This window comes from Acaryochloris marina MBIC11017, assembly GCF_000018105.1.
In the GTDB taxonomy this organism is placed as follows: Bacteria; Cyanobacteriota; Cyanobacteriia; order Thermosynechococcales; family Thermosynechococcaceae; genus Acaryochloris; species Acaryochloris marina.
In genome coordinates this window covers 2,289,969-2,311,917 of the sequence record NC_009925.1, presented here as the reverse complement: position 1 = coordinate 2,311,917, position 21,949 = coordinate 2,289,969, and the positions used below count along the sequence as shown (strand labels likewise).

18 protein-coding genes are annotated in these 21,949 nt (G+C 48.9%); 10 read left to right on the top strand and 8 right to left on the bottom strand.

Translation table 11 applies throughout. The annotated features are described in order from the left end of the window. Nucleotides 1-4: 4 nt before the first annotated feature. The gene (locus AM1_RS10380; protein WP_012162795.1) at nucleotides 5-1,285 is read right to left on the bottom strand and encodes a D-alanyl-D-alanine carboxypeptidase; all 1,281 of its coding nucleotides are present in this window, start codon (nucleotides 1,283-1,285) and stop codon (nucleotides 5-7) included. A gap of 429 nt (nucleotides 1,286-1,714) precedes the next feature. Here AM1_RS10380 and AM1_RS10375 point away from each other — a divergent pair, with 429 nt between their 5' ends. After that, the gene (locus AM1_RS10375) at nucleotides 1,715-2,977 is read left to right on the top strand and encodes a coiled-coil domain-containing protein (RefSeq protein WP_012162794.1); all 1,263 of its coding nucleotides are present in this window, start codon (nucleotides 1,715-1,717) and stop codon (nucleotides 2,975-2,977) included. 46 nt (nucleotides 2,978-3,023) lie between these two features. On the opposite strand, the gene aroA is transcribed toward AM1_RS10375, so the two are convergent. Further along, complete coding sequence (gene aroA, locus AM1_RS10370; RefSeq protein WP_012162793.1) at nucleotides 3,024-4,364, bottom strand: 3-phosphoshikimate 1-carboxyvinyltransferase; 1,341 nt, start codon at nucleotides 4,362-4,364, stop codon at nucleotides 3,024-3,026. Between the two features lie 112 nt (nucleotides 4,365-4,476). On the opposite strand from aroA, the gene AM1_RS10365 reads away from it, so the two are divergent. From AM1_RS10365 to AM1_RS10355, 3 genes are all read left to right on the top strand, one after another. After that, nucleotides 4,477-4,656 carry a hypothetical protein gene (locus AM1_RS10365; protein ID WP_012162792.1) on the top strand — a complete coding sequence of 60 codons (180 nt, stop codon included), beginning with the start codon at nucleotides 4,477-4,479 and terminating at the stop codon, nucleotides 4,654-4,656. 391 nt (nucleotides 4,657-5,047) lie between these two features. Next, entirely contained in the window at nucleotides 5,048-5,560 is a 513-nt protein-coding gene (locus tag AM1_RS10360; protein ID WP_012162791.1) for an inorganic diphosphatase, read from the top strand. A 150-nt stretch (nucleotides 5,561-5,710) separates the two neighbouring features. Then, complete coding sequence (locus tag AM1_RS10355; RefSeq protein ID WP_012162790.1) at nucleotides 5,711-6,484, top strand: SDR family oxidoreductase; 774 nt, start codon at nucleotides 5,711-5,713, stop codon at nucleotides 6,482-6,484. A gap of 14 nt (nucleotides 6,485-6,498) precedes the next feature. Here the strand turns inward: AM1_RS10355 and AM1_RS10350 are convergent, their stop codons facing one another. The 5 genes from AM1_RS10350 to AM1_RS10330 form a co-directional block, all read right to left on the bottom strand. Next, nucleotides 6,499-8,217, bottom strand: a complete 1,719-nt coding sequence (locus tag AM1_RS10350; protein ID WP_012162789.1) for an EAL domain-containing response regulator — start codon at nucleotides 8,215-8,217, stop codon at nucleotides 6,499-6,501. A 551-nt stretch (nucleotides 8,218-8,768) separates the two neighbouring features. Then, complete coding sequence (locus tag AM1_RS10345; RefSeq protein ID WP_012162787.1) at nucleotides 8,769-9,005, bottom strand: DUF6737 family protein; 237 nt, start codon at nucleotides 9,003-9,005, stop codon at nucleotides 8,769-8,771. An 82-nt stretch (nucleotides 9,006-9,087) separates the two neighbouring features. Further along, entirely contained in the window at nucleotides 9,088-10,671 is a 1,584-nt protein-coding gene (gene murJ, locus AM1_RS10340) for a murein biosynthesis integral membrane protein MurJ (protein ID WP_012162786.1), read from the bottom strand. 191 nt (nucleotides 10,672-10,862) lie between these two features. Beyond that, nucleotides 10,863-12,584: a murein biosynthesis integral membrane protein MurJ gene (murJ, locus tag AM1_RS10335; protein WP_148215710.1), complete on the bottom strand. Its 1,722-nt coding sequence runs from the start codon at nucleotides 12,582-12,584 to the stop codon at nucleotides 10,863-10,865. Between the two features lie 82 nt (nucleotides 12,585-12,666). Beyond that, nucleotides 12,667-13,299 carry a chorismate lyase gene (locus AM1_RS10330; RefSeq protein WP_012162784.1) on the bottom strand — a complete coding sequence of 211 codons (633 nt, stop codon included), beginning with the start codon at nucleotides 13,297-13,299 and terminating at the stop codon, nucleotides 12,667-12,669. Between the two features lie 158 nt (nucleotides 13,300-13,457). On the opposite strand from AM1_RS10330, the gene AM1_RS10325 reads away from it, so the two are divergent. From AM1_RS10325 to AM1_RS10315, 3 genes are all read left to right on the top strand, one after another. Continuing rightward, the gene (locus AM1_RS10325) at nucleotides 13,458-15,122 is read left to right on the top strand and encodes a dipeptide ABC transporter ATP-binding protein (protein WP_012162783.1); all 1,665 of its coding nucleotides are present in this window, start codon (nucleotides 13,458-13,460) and stop codon (nucleotides 15,120-15,122) included. A 5-nt stretch (nucleotides 15,123-15,127) separates the two neighbouring features. Next, a complete protein-coding gene (locus AM1_RS10320; protein ID WP_012162782.1) occupies nucleotides 15,128-15,514 on the top strand; it encodes a VOC family protein in 387 nt (128 codons plus the stop codon). Between the two features lie 99 nt (nucleotides 15,515-15,613). Beyond that, complete coding sequence (locus AM1_RS10315; RefSeq protein WP_012162781.1) at nucleotides 15,614-16,102, top strand: GNAT family N-acetyltransferase; 489 nt, start codon at nucleotides 15,614-15,616, stop codon at nucleotides 16,100-16,102. 56 nt (nucleotides 16,103-16,158) lie between these two features. On the opposite strand, the gene bioF is transcribed toward AM1_RS10315, so the two are convergent. Beyond that, nucleotides 16,159-17,343, bottom strand: coding sequence for an 8-amino-7-oxononanoate synthase (gene bioF, locus AM1_RS10310; RefSeq protein ID WP_012162780.1), 1,185 nt, complete (start codon nucleotides 17,341-17,343; stop codon nucleotides 16,159-16,161). Nucleotides 17,344-17,621: 278 nt separating this feature from the next. Between bioF and acsF the strand changes: the two genes are divergently transcribed. From acsF to AM1_RS10295, 3 genes are all read left to right on the top strand, one after another. Beyond that, a complete protein-coding gene (acsF, locus tag AM1_RS10305) occupies nucleotides 17,622-18,698 on the top strand; it encodes a magnesium-protoporphyrin IX monomethyl ester (oxidative) cyclase (RefSeq protein ID WP_012162779.1) in 1,077 nt (358 codons plus the stop codon). 175 nt (nucleotides 18,699-18,873) lie between these two features. Further along, nucleotides 18,874-20,253, top strand: a complete 1,380-nt coding sequence (locus AM1_RS10300) for a serine/threonine-protein kinase (protein WP_238549220.1) — start codon at nucleotides 18,874-18,876, stop codon at nucleotides 20,251-20,253. 209 nt (nucleotides 20,254-20,462) lie between these two features. Next, entirely contained in the window at nucleotides 20,463-21,944 is a 1,482-nt protein-coding gene (locus tag AM1_RS10295; protein ID WP_012162777.1) for an alpha-amylase, read from the top strand. Nucleotides 21,945-21,949 lie beyond the last annotated feature (5 nt).

Genomic DNA, 21,949 nt, shown 5'->3' with positions numbered 1-21,949 from the left:
TGTGCTAGCGACGGCCAGCGACTTGGTTTCGTTTGGGATCACCTAAGGTAGGCATGGGACGGCTGGGGCGCAGGTCATTGATGCTTTTGGCATCTGCCCCTAAGCGTTGGGTGAGCTGTTGGAGGATACGGTCTTGGTCTCTCCTAAAACCGTCAATATTCTCGCCGCGGTTGATAATCGTAAACCATACTGGTCCTAATTTCTGAGTCGGAATAACCCCAGCGAGGGCACTGACATTCCATAGGGTTCCAGTTTTCACAATTGCTGCAGTGGGAAGCTGACGATCTTCAATGGTGCCCAGGTCCCGTTTAGCCACTGGAAAGACATCGGCAAGGGTGAGCTGATGGAGCTTTAGCTCCTGTTGAATACCGAGGAGTAACGCTACCACAGCGCGGGGAGAAAGACGATTATCCTGCCCTAACCCTGAACCGTTCTGTAAGCGAATCTCCTTCGTAGATACACCAGTGGCTGCTGTGACCTGAGCCACTAGAGTGGGGCCATTACCGATACCTGAGGCCAGGGATTCGGCTAAGGCATTATTGCTATTGACGTTCATCTGTTTGAGCAAGGCAAAGATGGGGAGAGACTGATGCCGCAAGAGCAGTTGGGATTGCGGGGGATAAGGTCGCCATTGTACTGATCCAGAAATGGCTAACTGGGTGGCTGGTTGAGTCGTTGTAGGTGACGTATAACGACTCTCTTCCGTCGTCTGATAGATTTTCCCATTTAACCCTTGGCGCAAACGCTCTCCCGCTTGTTTAGGTTTAGTGAGAAAATCCATCCAGAAGTTGCCGGAAATAATTAAGTTGCCGGAGACAGTTTGAATTCCCAGTTGATTGAGGCTATATCCCAGGCTAGTGGCTTCAGGACCTACAAATAGAGGATCTCCACCCCCTACAATCACTAAATCTCCCTGCAACACGCCATCCACAACAGGCCCTGTGGATCTAACTTCGGTCAGGAACGTATGGTGAGGCCCCCAAGTCTTTAAAGCGGCTAAGGTGGTCGCCACTTTGGTTAAAGAAGCAGCAGGAAGAGGCTGCTGAGCATTATGGTTAACCAAGAGCTGATCTTGGGTTTGTAACCAAAATCCCTGGGCAGTAGGAGTAAATCCTTGGGATGAGAACTGATTTAATGAATCCTGCCAAATCTCTGCAACTTTCACGTCAGGGGTATTGATATGGAGTAGATTGAATGGAGTTAAAGGAGGCACTGTTTGATTCGCCAAAACCCCGACTGTGTTTAACCACAATGGGATTAGACCGGTACTAAACAGTTGCAACATGGATTTTTCTCACCACAAGTATCAAGGAGCAGTAGTTGTATTGTGCGTAAATATTGAATTTTTGTGAAAGTGAGTCTGGAGCGGATAGATTGTCCAGTTTCACAAATGGACCTCCAGGAGACTGATTTGGGGTATGGGAGCGTCGTGGATGGTTTAGACGTCAAATCCTGATGAGAATTGGTATCCATCTACTTGGCATCAGCACAATTTCATGCAGGGATGGGGGCTTCAGTCCGCGATGGATAGAGAGAATTCTGGTTGGAGGGTAGGGAGTTTTTCTCGGAAGAAGGGTTTTACCTCAACTACAATAAAAAAACAATTTTCTACCCAGCCTATTAATATTGCATCTCCGTTCAGGATGATCAATATTGATGCTAAGCGGTGAAGTGTAGGGAACGGTATGTTGAGCATCCTGAGATAGGAGGTTGTATGCAAGAGTTGAATAGCATTTCAGATAACACCCTGGAGAAGTCCATTAAACAAAATGTCATGCTCCAGGCTATTGAATATGTAGTGGCAGGATGCTCCATTGGCGGAACGGTGCTGACCTTTATTTTGAAAGATGCTATTTATTCAGCAACCCCTCTGACTCTGGCCGTCTGTCTTAATTTGTTCAATCGCCGGAAACTTGATCAGCTGACCCGCCAGCACACTGATGCAGATATGGCCTTAGTCAAACGGGACTTGCGAGCTGAAATTCAACGGGTGCGATCGCAAGTTGAAGACTTACCCGCATTCCAGGAAAGATCCGATTACAACGATGTGAAGGTCTCGATTACCTCCTTATCTGCCAGCGTGGCGACCTTAGAACAGCAAATGATGGAAACATCAGGGGGCCAACCGATTGAAGCGATTAGCGCCATTGAAGCTGAACTCAACCAACTGCGCGAGCATCAAATTGATCTGACCCATTCCATTGAAGCCTTGCAAGGTCAGATTCCCAGCGATGCTGAATCGGCCAATGTGGCGGATAGCTATCAGCAGGAACTCTCGGCGCTGCAAGATGCGGTCTCCCAACTCTCCCAACAGGGAGGTGCGGCTGACCTAGAGCCTTTACGTGCCGAACTACAGGCCATGTTAGCCCCCGTTCAACAGCAAGTGGTGGATTTGTCAGAACGGACTCAGGAGTCTGCCCCGACAACGGTCTCAGAAGAGCAATTAGCCCCTGTTTTTGGCCAGATTGAAGACGTCAAAGTCAAGATGGACGCCATGCTGACGAACATCTCAGAAGAGATGGAAATTGCCCGGGGGGCCATGGAAAATACTCAACATCAGGTGAATGAAGTCCAGCATCAATTGTCTGTAGTCCGGGAAGAAGCGGCGAACACACCGTCTGGAGTCAACCCAGATGACTTACACCAACAAATACAGGCGGCAATTACCCCTTTACAAGGCCAAATTGGCCAACTTGAAAGCCGAATCACGGCCCTGCCCACCCTTGATGCCAACGTCACCCAAGCCCAGGAAGAACAGCTCCAAAGCTTACAACACCATCTACAAGACTTAAGTAATCGCCTAGAGACGGTTTCCAGTCAGTTCTCAACAGAAATGGCCAACCTCCCGAATATGGTGGATGAGCAGGTTCAGAACCGAGTCGGTGAACTGCGGGAGCAGACGGTTCCCCAAGTGGATGAGGTGGGTAAGCAAACCAGCTTGTCTGAACTGGATTCACTGCTGGCAGACCTGTCTTAACGATTGGCCCCCTTACCGATTCTCTCTCTGATTGGGAAAGACGGGATTAGGAGTGCCAAAGCTGTTGTAAGGTCGCTACAAAATTGGGATATGAAATGGCAGCGGCTTCTGCCCGGTGAATGGTGGTAGATCCAGTAGCGTTTAGGGCTGCGATCGCAAGACTCATCCCCACGCGGTGATCCCCAAAACTATCCACGTCTGCTCCCTGTAAACTGGCACCCCCTTGGATCTCTAATCCATCGGGTTGCTCGGTGATATTTGCTCCCATTTTTTGGAGTTGAGTGGCCATGGCCGTCAAGCGATCGCTTTCCTTGACCCGTAATTCTGCTGCATCTCGGATGGTGGTAGGTCCTTGGGCAAACAAGGCTGCAACGGCCAGAATCGGAACTTCATCTACTAACCGCGGAATCACAGCTCCCTCAATGACAGTGCCGTGAAGCTGACTATGCTGGATATGGATATCGGCCACAGGCTCCCCCGCTACGGTTCGTTGGTTGGCCAGGGTCATCTTGGCTCCCATCTGCTCTAGCACCTCTAGAACGCCGGTGCGAGTGGGGTTAACCCCGACATTTTCAATCCAGATATCTGAACCCGGAACAATAGCCGCTGCTACTAGCCAAAAAGCGGCTGAGCTGATATCACCCGGTACGATGATGGCTTGCCCGTGTAGCTGCGCTGGCCCGGTCACCGTGACGCTACAGGTGTCCGGATCAACGATGATATTGGCACCAAAAGCAGCAAACATTCGCTCCGAGTGATCACGAGATAAGGCCGGTTCGGTAATGGTGGTTTGGCCCTCGGCCATTAAGCCAGCAAACATAATGCAAGACTTGACCTGAGCCGATGCGATGGGTGAAGGGTAGTGGATGGGCTGTAACTGCTGGCCTCGAATCGCTAAAGGAGCTAGGGTATCGCTTTGGCGACCCCAAATATGAGCGCCCATTTGCTGAAGGGGTTTGATAACGCGGCCCATGGGGCGACTGCAAAGGGAAGTATCCCCCGTCACTGTAAATAATCGATCCGGGTGGGAGGCGAGAATCCCTAACATCAGCCGTAGAGTGGTGCCTGAATTCCCGGCATCTAATACCACGTCGGGCTCTAGTAAATGGCCTAAACCAATCCCCTGCACCCGCACATGTTCTGTGTTCAATTCAGAAATCTCAGCACCCAAGGCCCGAAAGCAATGGGCTGTGCTACGAGGATCTTCCCCCAGCAGTAGCCCTTGAATCGTGGTTTCACCGGAGGCCAAAGCGCCCAACATCAAGGCGCGATGGGAAATGGACTTATCACCGGGGATTGTCGTTTTACCCTGAAGATAACCTTCAGACTGGATCACCCAGGTTGTTCCTGTAGGGGCAGGGCAGACGGTCAACACATCAGTAGGCATAGACTTTACAATCCCGAAGAACAGCCAATCGCCATCCTATCGTGTTTAGAGGAATTGGCTGCAGTCTGGTCTGGATCGCTTTTACAATGTTCAGTAGACGATGAGCCATCCAATGCAACCTTCTCTCAAAAAACAATTATTGTGGGTCACCGCCGCATGTATTTTGCTGACCCTTGGATTTGGGTTAGCGTTATCTGTTGCTGTCAACCTCAGTTTGCAAGGTTTTGAGCAGCAGCGACCCGATCTAGAAATCTTACCGTCTGAGAATACGCCCTCGTCTGCCCCTTTGTGATATCTGGCTTTTCATAGGTGGCTTACCGATACAAGCTACTTCCCGAACGGTTTGCTGTCAATAACTGGGTCCGTCTCAAGACATGGGGGCCACATGGACAACTCTGAGACGAATGTGGCGAGTTACCTAGGCTTCTGAATTATGTCAAAACAGGGATGCTGCTTAAACAGTTGGGGGAGTATGCGCTCCATATCGCTTCCAAACGCATCCGTTTTCCAAGAGGATATTGACGGCATAACTCGCAATTTCCTAGAGTGTGTTTCGGGGTCTCAATCACTGTTGTTTTCAACATACGGCGCTGTCATTGTCTATTACGCGAAATATTTTAGGAAATCTGCGCCGGAAACAAAGGTCTTGTAGGCCATCCCACCCTTACATCTGGAGAACAATTGTGGATTTATCTTTAATACCCGCTCAGCCTAAACCGGGCTTGATCAATGTCTTGATTGAAATTCCTGCAGGCAGCAAAAACAAATACGAATTTGATAAGGACATGAATGCCTTTGCTTTGGATCGGGTGCTATTTGCTTCTGTGCAATATCCCTATGACTATGGGTTTATTCCCAATACCTTGGCAGATGATGGCGATCCCCTAGATGGCATGGTGATCATGGATCAGCCGACCTTCCCTGGTTGTGTGATTACCGCCCGTCCCATTGGCATGTTGGAAATGATTGATGGTGGCGATCGCGATGAGAAAATTCTCTGCGTACCTGAGGAAGATCCTCGCTATGCCGATGTCAAATCTTTGGCTGATGTGGCCTCTCACCGTTTAGATGAAATCGCTGAGTTTTTCCGCACCTATAAAAACCTCGAGAAAAAAGTTACAGAAATTTTAGGGTGGCAAGATGTGGATAAGGTCAATCCTTTAGTGGCTGAGTGCATTAAAGCTGGCCAAAAATAGGTCGAGAGACTGTAAAGGCTAGCGTTTTATAGGTGTATTAATTCTTTTTTTTAGGTATAACCACACCTTAAGATCTCAGCCTTACCTCTCTCCTACTCTCGTATCAGTCGATACGAGAGTTTGCCCCTTAGCCAAACATGGAAGGCTGTAATGGTATCGATTCAGAATCAAGTTGTGTTGATTACAGGGGCTAGTAGCGGTATCGGAGCAGCCTGTGCGCAAGCCTTTGCGCCCTTGGGTGTGAAGTTGTTGCTTGCCGCTCGACGGCTGTCGCGCTTGCAAACCTTGGCGACTCAGCTAGAAGCTGAATTTGGCGTTCACACCCATACCTTCCAACTGGATGTTCGCGATCGCACCCAAGTAGAATCCCAACTCCAAGCATTACCTCCAGAGTGGTCAGCCATTGATATCTTGGTGAATAATGCGGGCCTGAGTCGAGGTCTCGACAAGCTTTACGAAGGCAGCATTCAAGATTGGGAAGAAATGATTGATACCAATATTAAAGGCTTGCTATATGTAACGCGGACCATTGTTCCAGGGATGGTGCAGCGCCAGCAGGGTCATGTGATTAATATTGGCTCCATTGCTGGACATCAGACCTATCCGAAGGGGAATGTCTATTGTGGGTCTAAGGCGGCAGTAAGAGCGATTTCCGAAGGGTTAAAGCAGGATTTATTGGGGACACCTGTTCGCGTCAGTGCCGTGGATCCAGGTCTGGTAGAAACGGAGTTTAGTGATGTCCGTTTTCATGGCGATACCGAGCGCGCTAAGGCTGTTTATGCTGATACGGTTCCCCTAACGCCAGAAGATATTGCTGACGTGGTCGTCTTTTGCGCCACTCGCCCTCCCCATGTCAATATCAGTGAGCTATTGGTTTTGCCTACAGCTCAATCGGGGGCAACCCTAGTTCATCGACAGCCTTGACAGAGATTCTGATTTTACTCAGGGAAGTATTTTAAGAGCTCAGCTGCGGGTAAGGGAGGACTGATTAAATATCCTTGGATACCATCACATTGATGGTCTAGTAAAAACTTTCTTTCAGCTAAAGTCTCTACCCCTTCACCAATCAAAGATAATCCCAGCTTGTGGCCCATTTGGATGATGGCTGTCGTGATCGCCGCATTCGTAGGTTGACGATTAATCTCATGGATAAAGCCTCGATCAATCTTGAGGATATCTAGTGGGAAACGCTGTAAATAGCTTAAGGAAGAATAACCAGTGCCAAAATCATCGATAGATAGGCGTATGCCTGTTGCCTTAATTTGATGCATGACTTTGAGGGCCAGATCCGGATCTTGCATCAAGGTGCTTTCTGTTAGCTCTAAAACTAAGCTATTCGGCTCCAGAGCGTTCCCTGACAGGATTTCATGGAGCATGGGGGGTAAGGCGGGCTGTATCAGTTGCCGGGGCGATAAATTGACGAGCATTTGCAACGGCCGACCACAGGTTTGCTGCCATCGCTTGACTTGCAGGCAGGAGGTTCGCAGTACCCATTCGCCAATGTCTAAAATTAAGTCCGTTTCTTCGGCAATGGGGATAAAGACGTTAGGGGACAGCACCCCCCATTCTGGATGATGCCAGCGCAACAAAGCTTCGGCTCCCACAACTTGACTCGTCTGCAAGTCAATATGGGGTTGGTAATACAGGCGCAATTCGTTTTTATCCAGGGCATGCCGTAATCGTGCAGCCATGGTGAGGGTTTGAGAACATTGCGATCGCATTGTCGGTAAATAAAACTCGGCACTGGGGCCAACCTGCTGTTTGGACTGATACATTGCTATCTCGGCGTTGCTAATCAAGGTGCCGATATCAGTGCTACCTTTGGGATAGCAGGTCATGCCAATGCTAGGCGTAATACAGAGTTCCTGATCCACAACGTAGAAAGGCGTGGCCAAGATGTCTAGAATTTGTTTCGCAAACTGGTCGAGATCTGGACGGGACTTAATGTTTCGAGGAATGATGGCAAATTGATCGGCCTCGATACGAGCCACCATCGCCATGGCATAGTTGCCCATATAGCGGTGGGCGGACAACTGCTGGGTAATCGCTTGAACGAGTTGATCACTAAATGCAGCCCCTAGGGTACTTTTAATCCACTCAAAGCGATCAATACCGACTAAAACTAGAGCATCTAACGTATCTGCGATTTGCTTCTCTGCCTGAATATGCTGGAATTGTTCTTCGAGTAAGCGACGATTGGGTAACTGGGTGAGATGATCGTAGTAGGTCAGGGCATTGAGACCTGCTTCTAGCCCTTGAATCGTTTGTGTGTACTGTTGAGTCACTAAGGCTTGTTTTTTGAGCCGTGCATCAATGGCACTTAACAGTTCTAGATGGGTAAATGGCTTGGTGATGTAGTCATCTGCCCCTAAATTCATCCCTTTTCGTACACTCGCCCGATCTGTTTTGGCGGTTAAAAAGATCATCGGAATGCTGCCAATGCCTGGGTTGGCTCTCAGTCCCTTTAAAACATCAAATCCATCTAGCTCTGGCATCATGACATCACAAACAATGAGGTCTGGAGGGCTTTGCTGTGCCAGTTGTAACCCCGTTAAACCATTGTCTGCTTCAAGGGTGCGATATCCTTCACACTCTAAAATTTCTTGAATGATGTCGCGAATTTGAGGTTCGTCCTCGATGATTAAAATTTTTGGCATTTTAGACTCAGAACAGGCGCACTCAGAAGTTTGAATGATGGCTTTAAGTGACTTTTTAGGACAATGCCTACATTTTACTATTGGAAGTTTGGGACAAACCTTATATTGAGATTACATCTTTATATTGAGATTACATCTTTGCTAATGGGACATCGGCATTATTCATATCAATTAATGGTAAATGCTTAGTTTGTAATACTTTCACCCCTCTCAGAAGCAGACAATGCGCCAGCAAATTATTCGATAATCTTGCCTCAAATATGCCTCTATTCCGTGGGCAATATAGGAAAATGAGTGGCTTCAAAATGTTATCTTTGATACTAAAGGTAGACACAATATTTATTTTTTCGTAGAAATAAATATGCTAATTCTCATATGTTAAAGATAAGGCTATATCAGTAAAATAGAACTATCTTAATGGGTCAGGAATCAGATATTTTTGATAGCTAATTTATCAATAAAAATTGAATCTTTCAGGGTGATACGCTGCTCATCCGACTGGAACGTCACGAATGGAGAAAGATGCGAGTAGGGGTGAACCAACGTGATGATCATGCTTCTGATTCATCGGTCAAGGGTTGCTCAGAATGGGCTTGTTTCATCGCCTGAGGCCAAAGTATCAAAAATAGCCCCATCCAGGCTAAGACTGGTAAAGCGACGAGTAGCGTCAGCCAAACTATTTTGGTCACGAACCAGGTCCCTGCAATTAGCGTGATTCCCGTTACCAAAATGGACCAGGGCTGACACCACCAAGGTTTGTCGTTCCATGGGTTGTAGGAATTGTCCATAGGGCTTGTGAGGAAAACAGTACTCAGCATTATCCTAAAGCCTGGGCTGCCATCCTGCGTCTAGCGAGATAAGAGGTTGCTACTAAGACTTACGGGGTAGAAAGGGCAGTTTTTGGCGCAACCGATCCACAAAGAAATCCATCTCCGGTAACTTGAGTTGAATCACAAGTCCGGCAAAGACCAATAACCCTGCACCTGCGGAGACACCAAGGGTCACAAGTTGTCTGATGATACCCTCTGTACCCAGGAGCATCTGACATCCATATAAGGTCACCCAGGCCGTGAATCCACAGAGCAGGCTACTGATGGCCAAGGCCAGAATGGGACCTCCTGTCGCAACCCATGGTAATCCATGCAGCCGTTTATTTAGAATCCAGACGAGAGCGACCATGGAAAAGACTTGCACCCCGACCGTCGCCATGGCTAACCCTGGTGCACCAAAGGTTTTGGTAAAGAAAAAACAAAAGATGGCGTTAAAGAATAAGCCCAATAAACTAATCAGGAGAGGAACGTTGCCATCGCCCAGGGCGTAGAACACTCGGACAAAAATATCTCGGCCCAGGTAAAAGAACATACCAAAGGCATACACCACTAAGAGAGAGGCTACGAGTTGGGAGGCTGAATTGTCAAAGGCTCCCCGTTGATAAACAATTTGCACGGCAGGCAGTGCTAAAACAGACATCAGCGCCCCTGTCGGCATCATGCTCATGGCAGTTAAGACGAGGCTTTGGCGGATGCGGTCTTTGAGGTCAGTCCAACTTTCTGGGGCTGCCAATTGGGAAAAAATCGGCATGTAGGGAACCAGAATGACGTTGGAGAGGATGCCCAGAGGGGTTAGAAAGAGGAGCTGAGCATAGGTGAGGGCAGAGGCCGACCCTTCTGGGAGTTGCGACGCAAAAAATAAGCTAATGGCAACACTAATCAGCAGCATCCCAGAAGACAGAGTGGCCGGTGCCATCAGTTTGCCGATCTCTTTGACACCGGGACGGTTGAAATCGAATCGGAGTCTTAAGGTGCCCATACCAGATCCCCATTGAGCTGGGATTTGGGCGAGCCATTGCAGTAATCCACCCGCTAGTGTTCCCCAAGCCATGACGGAAGCTCCCACCCGATCCGTGAGGAACAGTACACCGATAATGACAGTGACGCTGGATAGTAGAGGACTAATGGATGGCAGCCAATATTGGTCAGAGGCGACAAGAGTGCCGAAGCCAATGCCAATCAGCCCTGATAAGAAGGCGAGGGGGGCCATAATTCTGAGCTGCTCCACTGCCATCGTGTGAACGCCAGTGGAGACCCCTGGTGCGAGCATGGTAATCAGTGGATCCGCCGTTAGTATCAATCCTGCAGTCAGCAGCAGCAGCAAAATTCCCACTAGAGTATTGACGGTTTCAATTAAGGCTGCAGCGTCCTTCTTGGGATGCTTGGCTAGGACACTGACGACGGAACTGTGAAAGGGGCCGTTGACTCCCCCGAGCAGAATAAATAGAAAGCTCGGAATCACGTAGGCAAAGTTATAGGCATCCACTTCGGGACCGACCCCAAATTCGGCTGCAATCGCTTGCTGGCGAACGAGGCCCGCGACCTTGCTAATCAGGGTTGCGATCGCAACAATGGTGGCAATACTCGCTAGGGAGCGACGGCGTTTGGGAGCTGAGTCGGTCACAAATTTTAAGTAACGTAAAGAATCCTCACCTATTTAAGCGCATATTCTGGTCTTTAAGGAACAAAGAATATTTCAAGGGTGGCAATCTGAACGTAGATTCGGTTGCCCCTTCAGCTAGTTTTCAAATTCCTCAATGCTGGGCTAGCTCAGAACACTTTGGAGAAGACTCAGGATCGATCCATTGTCCAGCTTTACAGGAAGGGAATTTTGGCTCTCATGCGAGTTAAGCAGACTTGTACTTCTGGAATACCGAGCTGCTTGGCTGCAAGCCCATAGACCATAAAACCGCCCAGAGCTGCGATACCTAAGTTGATCAGTAGTAGGAGAAAACCTTGGCTACCCCATACCGTATCTGTTCCGGTCCAAAGCCCCCATGCTACCAGTCCAGAAAGAGCACTAGCACCTGTAAGCCCCATCAACGGCTGTATCCAAGAGTGCAGCTTTAATCCCCGTAAGCGCTTGCTTAAGAACCACAACATAACCACCATTAAGAATATATTCACCCCAATTGTGGCTAGTACGAGGCCCGGTGCACCAAAGGGCTTAACAAATAGGAAGTCAAACAGAATAATAAACAAAATGCTGACCAAGCTGATCCGAAACGGAGTAGTGCCATCGCCCAGAGCATAGAACACTCGAACGAGTAAGTCTCTGGCCAAGTACACGAACATTCCCATCCCGTAGGCAATGAGAATACTGGCAGTCAGTTGTGATGCCTCTGCATTAAAGGCGGATCGCTCATAAACGAGGCGGACAATGGGCAAGGCTAGAGCAATCATCAAAGCCCCCAAAGGCAGCATTGCTACTGCTGTCATCACGATGCCCTGACGAATACGACTTTTGAGGTCGTCCCATTGGCCAGATGTTGCCAGGTGAGAAAACACGGGAAAGAAAGGGACCAAAATGGTGTTTGAGAGAATACCTAGAGGAGCCATTACCAGAAAATTAGCGTAGCTCCAGGCAGAGACAGCAGCAGTGGCGTTAGGAATTAGGGAAGAAAAGAAGATATCGATTTGAACATTAATCTGCAGCATCCCAGAGGCAAAGGTGGCAGGCCCCAAGACTTTTAAAACGGCTCGGACATCGGGATGCTGCCATTGCCAGTGAGGCTTTAAGGTTCCCAAGCCTGCTTGCCACTGGACGGGCAATTGAATCAACCATTGAGCCACTGCACCCGCCAAGGTTGCCCAGGCGAGGACTTGTCCCCCTAGCAGGGCATTGGCTGATAAGGAGGCTGCTGGTCCCAGATGCAGTGCGAACAGCCCCAGGCCAATCATCACTGCCACGCTAGAAAAAATCGGACTGATGGAGGGCATCCAGTAAATATCAGCTGCGTTTAAGGCTCCAAAACCAATGCCAATCAGACCCGAGAATAGGGCGATGGGTGCCATGATTTTGAACTGGGTAATGGCAATGAGTCGAGTCTGCTGGGTAACGGCATAGGTGGCTGGATCGATGCCTTGACGCAGGGCTTCTTCGGGGGAGATAAACAAGCCACTGGCCGTGAACCGCAAAATGGGTTCAGCAAAGACAATTAAGCCGATGGTCACCAGCAGCAGTAGTCCGACCAGCAAAGTGGTGATGGTTTCGATGACGGGTTTGACGTCGCGGCGCTCTTTTTTGGCGAGCACACCGACGATGGCACTGTGAAATGGACCATTAATCCCGCCGAGCAGAATTAAGAAAAAGCTGGGAATAGCATAGGCAAAGCCGTAAGCGCCAACGGCGGGACCAACCCCAAAGACGGCGGCGGTGGCCATCTGGCGAGCGGCTCCAGTGACCTTGCTGATCAAGGTTGTGATCGCAACAATCGTAGCGATTCTGGCTAGAGAACGGCTAGGTTTAGAGGGCGCATCGGTCACGAATGCTGAAGCGATATAAAGAATTCTCACCCATTTAAGCGCATATTCCATGCTTGGGGTGATAATTGCAGATCTCAGCTAAACAAACTGATGTTTTGATGGATAGAGTCTTGCTAATACGGCCGAGACTTATCTATGAAATCTGAGTAGGCTGGAGATTGCTAGAGACCGGTCCTAGATACTGATTGAGATGGGGAGAAAAGACCTCGTAAATCAAGGTCAGAGGCTGACCATCATGCCAAAACAGATAGTAACGGCCCCAAAAGGGTCCGGGATGATCAAAGGCCTTGGATAACGCTTCAGACTGACCACAGAAAACTTGACGGATATCCCTAAACAATTCAGTCCGCGACTGGGACAAGCTGGCCCAAATGGGTAAAGATCGGTTTTGTAAATACTCATCCACATGGCTGGCTTCCCACCAAGAAGTGGCATAGGCGAGGCGCTGACCAGACGTCGTTCGCAGCCAGACTTGGCGACGTAGTCGAGGACCGGGGACAGCCTTTATTAAATCGGGGGCATTATCTTGCTCAGACCCGACAAAGGACATATCAATCACATCTACTTCCGTCGGCTCACCCGTGAGCAGCTGTAAATGGCGGGTCGGAGAGCCGTCTCCCAAAATCAACATTTGCCAAGTGGGAGAAAGTTGATAGTAAGGAAGGCCAGGTTGAATTCGGGTTTGATCGGCTTGCCATAAGACATCTAAATGATGCCAGGTGGAGATCAGGGGAGCTTGATTGTTGGTATCAGCGTTTGCTAACAAAGGACTTCACAAAACTTTTCAATATACTTTCATCATAGACAGTATTTGACCCTGCGTGCAAAAATCAGACCCGGTTGGGGCTTGATGGCTATACTGGTGATTTTAGAGTCTCTGCCAACGTAAATAGCCTTAACGTACACATTATTCGCCCACAGGATATGAGTTCTTCCGCAGGCTTGCTGCATGTTAAAGATCTGAAGATTGCCTATGCCCAGCAGCGGGGAACCGAGGCTCAGAGTTGGGCCGTCAATCAGGTCTCCTTTGCCCTGGGAGCCGGAGAACGGCTGGGATTAGTGGGAGAGTCGGGTTGCGGTAAGTCCACCATAGGGCGGGGGTTGATGCAGTTACTGCCCCCTGGCACTCAATTAGAAGGCGAGATTAACTTTGCAGGTCGCTCGGTTTTAAAGCTGACTGGGAAAGATCTACAGCGATTTCGAGGGGAAGAAATTGCCCTGGTTTTCCAAGACCCCATGACTCGCTTAAATCCGTTGCTGACGGTGAAAAAGCATTGTCTGGAGACCCTCAAGGTTCATCGCCCTCAACTGTCTGCGGAAGACGCCAAAACCAAAGTCTTAGACACCCTAAACGCCGTCAATATCCCGGCAGAACGGTGGACCCAGTATCCCCATGAATTTAGTGGAGGGATGCGCCAGCGGGTGGCGATTGCTCTAGCGCTCCTCCTTGACCCAAAAATGCTGATTGCCGATGAACCCACCACCAGTTTGGATGTGACGGTGGCAGCCCAAATTCTCAAGGAGATGACCCGTCTTTGTGAAGAGCGCCAGATGGGGCTGTTGCTGATTTCCCACGACTTGGCGTTGGTGAGTGAATATTGCGATCGCGTTGCCGTTATGTACCAGGGCAAAATGGTCGAGCTAGGGCCAGCCAAAGACATTCTCACCAACCCCCAACATGCTTACACCCAGTCTTTGCTGCAGGCGGCCCTCCATCTACAAACCAGTGCGACGGAAGCCTCGCCAGAGGATGCCCCTCCGCCATCAGACAATGTGCTGCTGCAACTCCAAGACGTCCAGCAACATTACTCCTTGGAAACGAACTTTATTGCCCGCCTCCTTTCCAAGCCTGCGGATGCCATCAAAGCCGTAGACGGCATTACCTTAAATATCCATGCGGGTGAAACCTTGGGCCTCGTGGGAGAGTCGGGCTGTGGCAAAAGCACTTTATCTCGCAGCATTTTGCAGTTGGTCCGACCTACAGCGGGTAGCGTTCAGTTTGACAAGCTGGAGCTAACGTCTCTAGAAGGACGTGAACTGCGGCAATGTCGCCGTCAAATTCAAATGATCTTCCAAGATCCACGAGCCTGTCTGAATCCCCGGATGAAGATTGGCCAGAGTGTGGCCGAACCGCTGCTGATTCATGAGTTGGCAACCCCTGCAGAAGCCCAATCACAGATGCATGCCATGCTGGAGCGTGTGGGGTTAACGCCTACCACGGATTATGCCCAGCGGTTTCCTAGCGATATTTCGGGGGGACAGCAGCAGCGAGTTGCGATCGCACGGGCACTGATTACCCAGCCCAAACTTGTGATCTGTGATGAACCCGTGAGTATGCTGGATGCCAGTATTCAAACCCAGGTACTGGATTTAATGCAGTCTTTGAAAGATGATTTCAACCTAACGTACCTATTTATTACCCATGATTTGTGGGTGGCGAGATTCTTTTGCGATCGCATCGCCGTTATGAATAAGGGCAAAATCGTCGAAATCGGTCCCACAGAAGAGATCTTTACCAATCCTCAACATCCCTATACTCAAACGCTACTAGGTGCTGCCCCCTTACTGGCTCGCCTGCAGGAAGGTTAATAGCCATGAAAATAGAGCCACTCATTACCGTTAACGATGTTGTCGCAAGTAGCCAGTTTTATCAAAACCTCTTGGGTTGTGAAAGCGCTCATGGGGGCGATGAATATGAAATGCTGACGGTTGACGGGAAATTGCTGCTGCAACTGCATCGCCAGGATGTGCATGAGCATCCTGGGATGTGGAATCCTGAGATACCGTCTGGGAATGGGATGATTTTATGGTTTCGCACGGATGATTTTGACGCCAGTGTTGTTAAGGTTCGAGCCCTCAGCCCAGAAATTGTCACCGAACCCCATATCAACCCCAATGCCCAACAGCACGAAATTTGGTTCCGCGATCCGGATGGTTACTTGGTTGTGATCTCAGACCATATGGGTGATGCCAGGGCATAGAATTGTCCTGTACTGAGCAAAGAGCCAAGTTGTTTAGTTGAGCGGTCCATTTGGATAAGTAGATTTCGGCACTAGAAAGTAAGAGCCTGGAAAGACAACATGAATATCCGCATTGCTCAACCGCAGGATGTCGAGACGCTGTTTGAGATTCGAACTAGCGTTGTCGAAAATTATCAATCCCGAGAAGAGATTGCTGAACTGGGCATTACGTCAAAGTCCGTTACCAAAATGTTAGAGACGGACTGTCGTGCATGGATCGCTGAGATTGATGATCAAGCGATTGGCTTCTCCATTGCCAGTGCTACAGAAAAAACAATATTTGGCATTTTTGTCCTCCCGGCTTTTGAAGGGCGGGGAGCAGGACGTGCTCTAATGCAGGTTACTGAAACTTGGTTTTGGTCAAAGGAGATTGAAGAGATTTGGTTAGTCACAGGTAATAACCAAAGTTTCAGAGCCTATGGTTTCTATCTACATCTTAATTGGATTCCCGTTGGCGTTGAGTCAGATGGTGATTTCGAAGGAGAGATGAAATTTGTCAAAAAACTCGCCAAGCGTCCTGAGGCAGATCCTAGTGATCATGAATTGTAAGCAGAATACGCAAATTATCTCACTCAAAATATCAGTAAGCCTGCGTATGAAAGTTCTCAACTGCCCTGAGCTACCTCGCTTAAGGCAACAATAAGCTGATCAATTTGTACAGCTTGATGAGTGGCCATTATCGAAATCCGAATTCGGCTAGTAGGAACAGTGGGTGGGCGGATGGCTGGGGCAAAAATTCCTTGGTCAAGAAGTTGCTGGCTGGCCGTCAAAACGGCTGCAGGTGTAGGCATTTGCACACAGAGAATCGGTGACTCTGAGGGTAAGAGCTGCATGGTTTGATGTTCGTCTTCAGGGGCCAGGTGGGTGGTTAAGGCTTGCTTGAGTTGAGTGACCCGTTGCCAAAGTTGAGATCGCAACTCACTTCCCTCCCGAATAATTTCCACTGCCGCTAGCGCCGCCGCCGTATCCGCAGGAGATAGTCCCGTCGTATAAATCCAGCTTGAAGATCGATTGCGGAGATAATCAATCAAACTAGCGGAACCCGCCACATAGCCCCCTAAACTGCCGAGAGCTTTACTGAGCGTCCCCATTTGAATCAGCTCCGCATCGCGACAGCCAAAATGTTCCACACAGCCTGCTCCCGTTTTTCCTAAAACCCCAGTCCCGTGAGCTTCGTCAATCAAAAGCATGCAGTCATACTGTTCAGCCAGGGCAATCAGTTCTGGCAGCGGGCATAGATCACCATCCATACTAAAGACGCTATCGGTGACCAAAAGGCAACGGCGATGGTGAGAACGATGAGTTTCTAGTAGGGTTTGTAGTTCTGTGACATTTGCATGACCAAATTCATGGATGGTGGCTCCACTCAACCGCGCCCCATTCTTAAGGCTGGCATGGTTGTAGGCATCCGCCAGAATTAAATCCCGTTTATTGACGAGGGCCGTAATCGTACCGATATTGGCGAGATAGCCAGAGCTGTAGACAATAGCCGTTTCCGTCTGTTTCCAGGTTGCGATCGCACGCTCCAACTGCTCATGAATCATTCGATGACCGCTGAGCAACCGCGACCCTGTACTGCCGGTTCCATAGGTATTGATAGCTGCAATCGCAGCTTCAGCTAGCCTTGAATCCCCGGCTAAACCGAGATAATCATTACTGGCAAAATTGATCACTGTTTGTCCATTGAGTACAGCCGTTGGACCTGGGCTGCTCATGGTTTTGACCGAGCGATACCAATTCGCTTTGTGAACTGTGGCTAACGCTGACTCGATCCAATCATACGCAGCCATTACAGCCCCTCTTGCAGCAGGTAGTTCAACACTCGGAGCAGTCCTTCATAATATTTTTCAAAATGTAACGAGTCTCTTTGCGAAATGTAACGCTTGGTGACTTAGCGCCCTGCATCAACCGGGCATTCAGGTAATATTGCTTACAGAGCTAGCATTTAAGTTGAAAGTAATAACTGCTACGATAGTGGTTTCTTAACAATTGCAGCTTTGTTGCTCAAAGGGTTTCCCCCCTTCTGTTGTGGGATAAATTTGTTCAAATTATAGTCATTGAGGCACCCATGGTAGATACCCTCAAAAAGCCAGAACCCCAAGAACTGCGTGACGGGATTAAAGTTCCCGCCAAAGAAACGGTTCTTACCCCTCGTTTCTACACCACTGATTTTGACGAGATGGCCAAGATGGATCTCAGCGTCAATGAAGATGAGATTCGAGCCATCATTGCCGAGTTCAAGGCTGACTATAATCAAAAGCACTTTGTCCGTGATGAGCGCTTCGACAAGTCTTGGGATCACATTGATGGTGAAACTCGGCGCTTGTTCATCGAGTTTCTAGAGCGGTCTTGTACTGCAGAGTTTTCTGGCTTCCTCCTCTACAAAGAATTAGGTCGTCGTCTCAAGACCATTAACCCGCTGTTGGCTGAAGGGTTTAACCTAATGTCTCGGGATGAAGCTCGTCACGCTGGCTTCCTTAACAAAGCCATGACGGACTTCAAACTGTCCTTGGACTTGGGCTTTTTGACCAAGAGCCGTAGCTATACCTTCTTCAAGCCTAAATTTATCTTTTATGCTACCTACCTCTCTGAAAAGATTGGTTACTGGCGCTATATCACCATCTATCGTCACTTGGCTGCGAATCCAGACGATTGTGTCTATCCTATTTTCGAATTTTTCGAGAATTGGTGCCAAGACGAGAACCGTCATGGTGATTTCTTTGATGCCTTGATGCGGTCTCAGCCTCAACTGCTCAACGATTGGAAAGCCAGACTCTGGGCACGATTCTTCTTGCTGTCTGTCTTCGTCACCATGTATCTCAATGACTTGCAGCGCTCTGGTTTCTACGCCACCATTGGCCTAGATGCCCGTGAGTATGACAAGCACGTGATTAAGAAAACCAATGACAGTGCGGGTCGTGTCTTTCCGTTGGTCTTGAATGTCGAGCATCCTAGCTTCTACGGCCATTTGGAAGAGTGCGTGGACAATTGCGTGAAGCTACGGGCCATTGATGCAGCTGAACAACCTGAGTTCATCAAAACGATCCGGAAGCTACCTATCTTCCTTTCCAATGGCTTCAACTTCTTGCGCTTATATCTAATGAAGCCCATTCCTACAGAGCAGCTAGAAGGGACCGTCCGTTAGCTTCAATCAATAACCTAACCTTACTAACCACCAAAAGCATCAACTTTTGGTGGTTTTTTGATGCTTTGTTCGCCATGATCTGGCTTTTTGAGCTTTGCTAATATCTGGGAGTAGGGTATGACGCTATACCCACGATCAACAGCTTTCTGTCACTGTCCAAGGTGAAGTTATGGATATGACGTTGATTAAAGATCAATACCAAATCATTAAGCCATTGGAAGAGGGAGGGTTTGGCATTACCTATTTGGCAGAAGATACCCATCGTCCTTCTCGCCGACGCTGCGTGATTAAACAACTCAAACCCGTCACCCAAGATCCTCAGGTTTATCAAATCGTTCAAGACCGATTCCGCCAAGAAGCTGCTTGCTTAGAAAAACTAGGTGATGAAAATCCCCAAATCCCTGAACTCTATAGCTATTTCCAAGATGGCGGGTACTTTTACCTCACTCAAGAATGGGTGAATGGCCACACGTTAGCCCAATGGCAGCAACCCGTGAATGCCAGTGTGATTATGGATGTTTTACAGCAGACCCTGCCAGTGCTGGAATACATCCATAGCCAAGGCATCATTCATCGAGATCTAAAGCCCGATAATATCATCTGGCGACATCGGGATGGCAAGCCTGTCTTGATTGACTTTGGGGCGGTTAAAGAAGTGATGGGGACTCAGATCAACTCCCAGGGACAAACCACGACCTCGATTGTAATTGGCACCCCGGGCTATATGCCAGCTGAACAAGCGGCAGGGCGACCCGTCTTTTCCAGTGATTTATATAGCCTTGGGTTGTCGATGATGGTTCTGTTGACGGGGAGATTGCCCACACACTTGGGTAGCGATCCTTGTACTGGAGAGCTGCTATGGCGTCAGCATGTCCCTGGGATTGACGGTGTTTTAGCAGACGTCCTCGACCAAGCCACGCGTTATCATCCGCGAGAGCGCTTCTCTTCAGCTCAGGAGATGTTAGCTGCTCTGCAGAGGGATTCCGCTACAGTTTCTCCTACGCAGATGGCCTCTCGTTCTCAAACACCCACCATTCAGCAGCCTCACAGTCAGGGATCCATGAGCGTGCCGACTTTTCTTCGAGGATGGAAGGGATTTGTAGGTGCGATCGCACTAGTCGGCATCGGCGGTTTGTTGTTATTTCGGCCCGGACAGCCCAATGCGCCAATCCCCGTCGGCGGAGCTAGCCCTAGGCTGGATGATGAGCCTGAACCCACCACTCCATCGGCCTCAGATCGGTCTAAGCAAACTTCTTCTGCTGTTGTGGGTACCTGGAAAGCTGAATTACTGAATGTTGTGCCACCTTTTACAGGCATCACCCACTATAAACAGGATGGGACTTGGCGCAACCGCATCACCTTTACCAATGGCTTTTCACAAGAATATTCCGGTACCTGGGAGTACGCCGATGGCATTTTGCTGGAGCAATCTTCCACCTTGCCGACCACCCGAAGCACTGTGAGATGGATTAATGATAATACCGCTGAAATCACGATTCTTGAGAACGGTAATCCTTTGCAAACGGGTTTAAAATATATTGCTTATCGTCAATAGAACACAACGAATCGGCCTTGGTTCAAGATATATTGCATCAAGTTTTGACGAGAATTTGCTCAATTGATCACAGGCCAATTAGTGGGGCATCCATACCTGGATAGGGATGTTTTAATGGCGAATCTATATAGCCTTAATCCAAAAAATCCCACCAATTTATCCCTAACGAATAAAATTGAAATCCCTATCTTTCCAAGTAGAGGTCATGTATGTCTGAGCCCAACGGCGTAATGATGCAGTTCTTTCATTGGTACAACGCCGCTGATGGCAGTTTGTGGAGTGAACTGAAGACAAAAGCTGCCGATCTAGCGAATGTGGGTATCACCGCTGTGTGGCTACCGCCTGCCTATAAGGGGCTAGCAGGAGGATATGACGTGGGCTATGGTGTTTATGACATGTATGACTTGGGTGAATTCGACCAAAAAGGGTCTATTCGCACCAAATATGGCACTAAAGATGAATATATATCGGCGATTAAGGTCGCTCAAACAGTTGGTATTCATGTCTATGCTGATGTAGTGCTGAATCACAAGATGGGCGCGGACGCCGAAGAAGAAGCCCAGGCTCGCCCTATGAATCCTGATAATCGTCACCAGCCCATTGGTGACACTCAAACCGTCAAAGTCTGGACCCATTTCACGTTCCCAGGCCGTCAAGGCAAGTATTCAGATCTAGAGTGGCATTGGTGGCACTTTGATGCGGTGGATTACAACGCCTATAACGGTGACCAGCAGGCGGTCTATCTCTTTAAGGACAAAAAATTTGATAGTAATGTTGACTTAGAAAAGGGAGTCTATGATTATCTGATGGGATGTGACCTAGACATGGAACATCCCGAAGTTCAGGACGCCCTCAAAGCTTGGGGAAAGTGGTTCGTGGAGACCACGCAAGTGAATGGGTTCCGTTTTGACGCCGTCAAGCATGTCAAAGCAGATTTTTTCCCTGAGTGGCTGAACCATTGTCGGCAGCACTCCCAGAAACGCCTGTTTGCAGTAGGGGAATATTGGTCTGATGAAATTGAAGCCCTGCACCACTTTGTCAAGGTAACTGGGGGCGATGTCATGCTGTTTGATGCCCCGTTACACTACAACTTTACGGTGGCGAGTACGAAAGGGTGTGACTTTGACCTCCGCCAAATTTTTGATGACACGTTGGTGAAAGAGCAGCCTGCCTTAGCCGTCACCCTGGTTGAAAATCATGATTCTCAGCCCTTGCAGGCGTTAGAGTCTGTGGTGGAGTCTTGGTTTAAGCCCTTGGCCTATGCCTTGATTTTGTTACGTCGAGATGGATATCCCTGTATTTTCTATGCAGACTATTATGGGGCTCACTACAAGGACAAAGGCCGTGATGGTAATGAGTATGAAATTTGGTTGGACAGTCATCAATGGTTAATCGATAAGTTCCTGGGAGCTCGACGGACCTATGCCTATGGCGATCAGTACGACTATTTTGATCATGCCAACTGTGTGGGCTGGACCCGCTTAGGCACGGATGAGCATCCGGGGGGAATGGCCGTCATCCTTAGCAATGGCGATCAGGGCTGCAAATGGATGGAAATGGGGCACCCCCACCAAACCTATCGGGATGTGACAGAACATATTTCTGAATCGATCACGACCAATGCCGAGGGTTGGGCTGAATTTGCCTGTAAGGCTGGCTCCGTCTCTGTATGGGTCCCCCAAACGGATTAGCATCG

What these genes read in the sequence shown, in the direction of transcription:
- AM1_RS10380 (WP_012162795.1), bottom strand. Translation starts at nt 1,285, where the DNA reads ATGTTGCAACTGTTTAGTACCGGTCTAATCCCATTGTGGTTAAACACA.
- AM1_RS10375 (WP_012162794.1), top strand. Translation starts at nt 1,715, where the DNA reads ATGCAAGAGTTGAATAGCATTTCAGATAACACCCTGGAGAAGTCCATT.
- aroA (WP_012162793.1), bottom strand. Translation starts at nt 4,364, where the DNA reads ATGCCTACTGATGTGTTGACCGTCTGCCCTGCCCCTACAGGAACAACC.
- AM1_RS10365 (WP_012162792.1), top strand. Translation starts at nt 4,477, where the DNA reads ATGCAACCTTCTCTCAAAAAACAATTATTGTGGGTCACCGCCGCATGT.
- AM1_RS10355 (WP_012162790.1), top strand. Translation starts at nt 5,711, where the DNA reads ATGGTATCGATTCAGAATCAAGTTGTGTTGATTACAGGGGCTAGTAGC.
- AM1_RS10350 (WP_012162789.1), bottom strand. Translation starts at nt 8,217, where the DNA reads ATGCCAAAAATTTTAATCATCGAGGACGAACCTCAAATTCGCGACATC.
- AM1_RS10345 (WP_012162787.1), bottom strand. Translation starts at nt 9,005, where the DNA reads ATGGACAATTCCTACAACCCATGGAACGACAAACCTTGGTGGTGTCAG.
- murJ (WP_148215710.1), bottom strand. Translation starts at nt 12,584, where the DNA reads ATGGAATATGCGCTTAAATGGGTGAGAATTCTTTATATCGCTTCAGCA.
- AM1_RS10325 (WP_012162783.1), top strand. Translation starts at nt 13,458, where the DNA reads ATGAGTTCTTCCGCAGGCTTGCTGCATGTTAAAGATCTGAAGATTGCC.
- AM1_RS10320 (WP_012162782.1), top strand. Translation starts at nt 15,128, where the DNA reads ATGAAAATAGAGCCACTCATTACCGTTAACGATGTTGTCGCAAGTAGC.
- AM1_RS10315 (WP_012162781.1), top strand. Translation starts at nt 15,614, where the DNA reads ATGAATATCCGCATTGCTCAACCGCAGGATGTCGAGACGCTGTTTGAG.
- bioF (WP_012162780.1), bottom strand. Translation starts at nt 17,343, where the DNA reads ATGGCTGCGTATGATTGGATCGAGTCAGCGTTAGCCACAGTTCACAAA.
- acsF (WP_012162779.1), top strand. Translation starts at nt 17,622, where the DNA reads ATGGTAGATACCCTCAAAAAGCCAGAACCCCAAGAACTGCGTGACGGG.
- AM1_RS10300 (WP_238549220.1), top strand. Translation starts at nt 18,874, where the DNA reads ATGACGTTGATTAAAGATCAATACCAAATCATTAAGCCATTGGAAGAG.
- AM1_RS10295 (WP_012162777.1), top strand. Translation starts at nt 20,463, where the DNA reads ATGTCTGAGCCCAACGGCGTAATGATGCAGTTCTTTCATTGGTACAAC.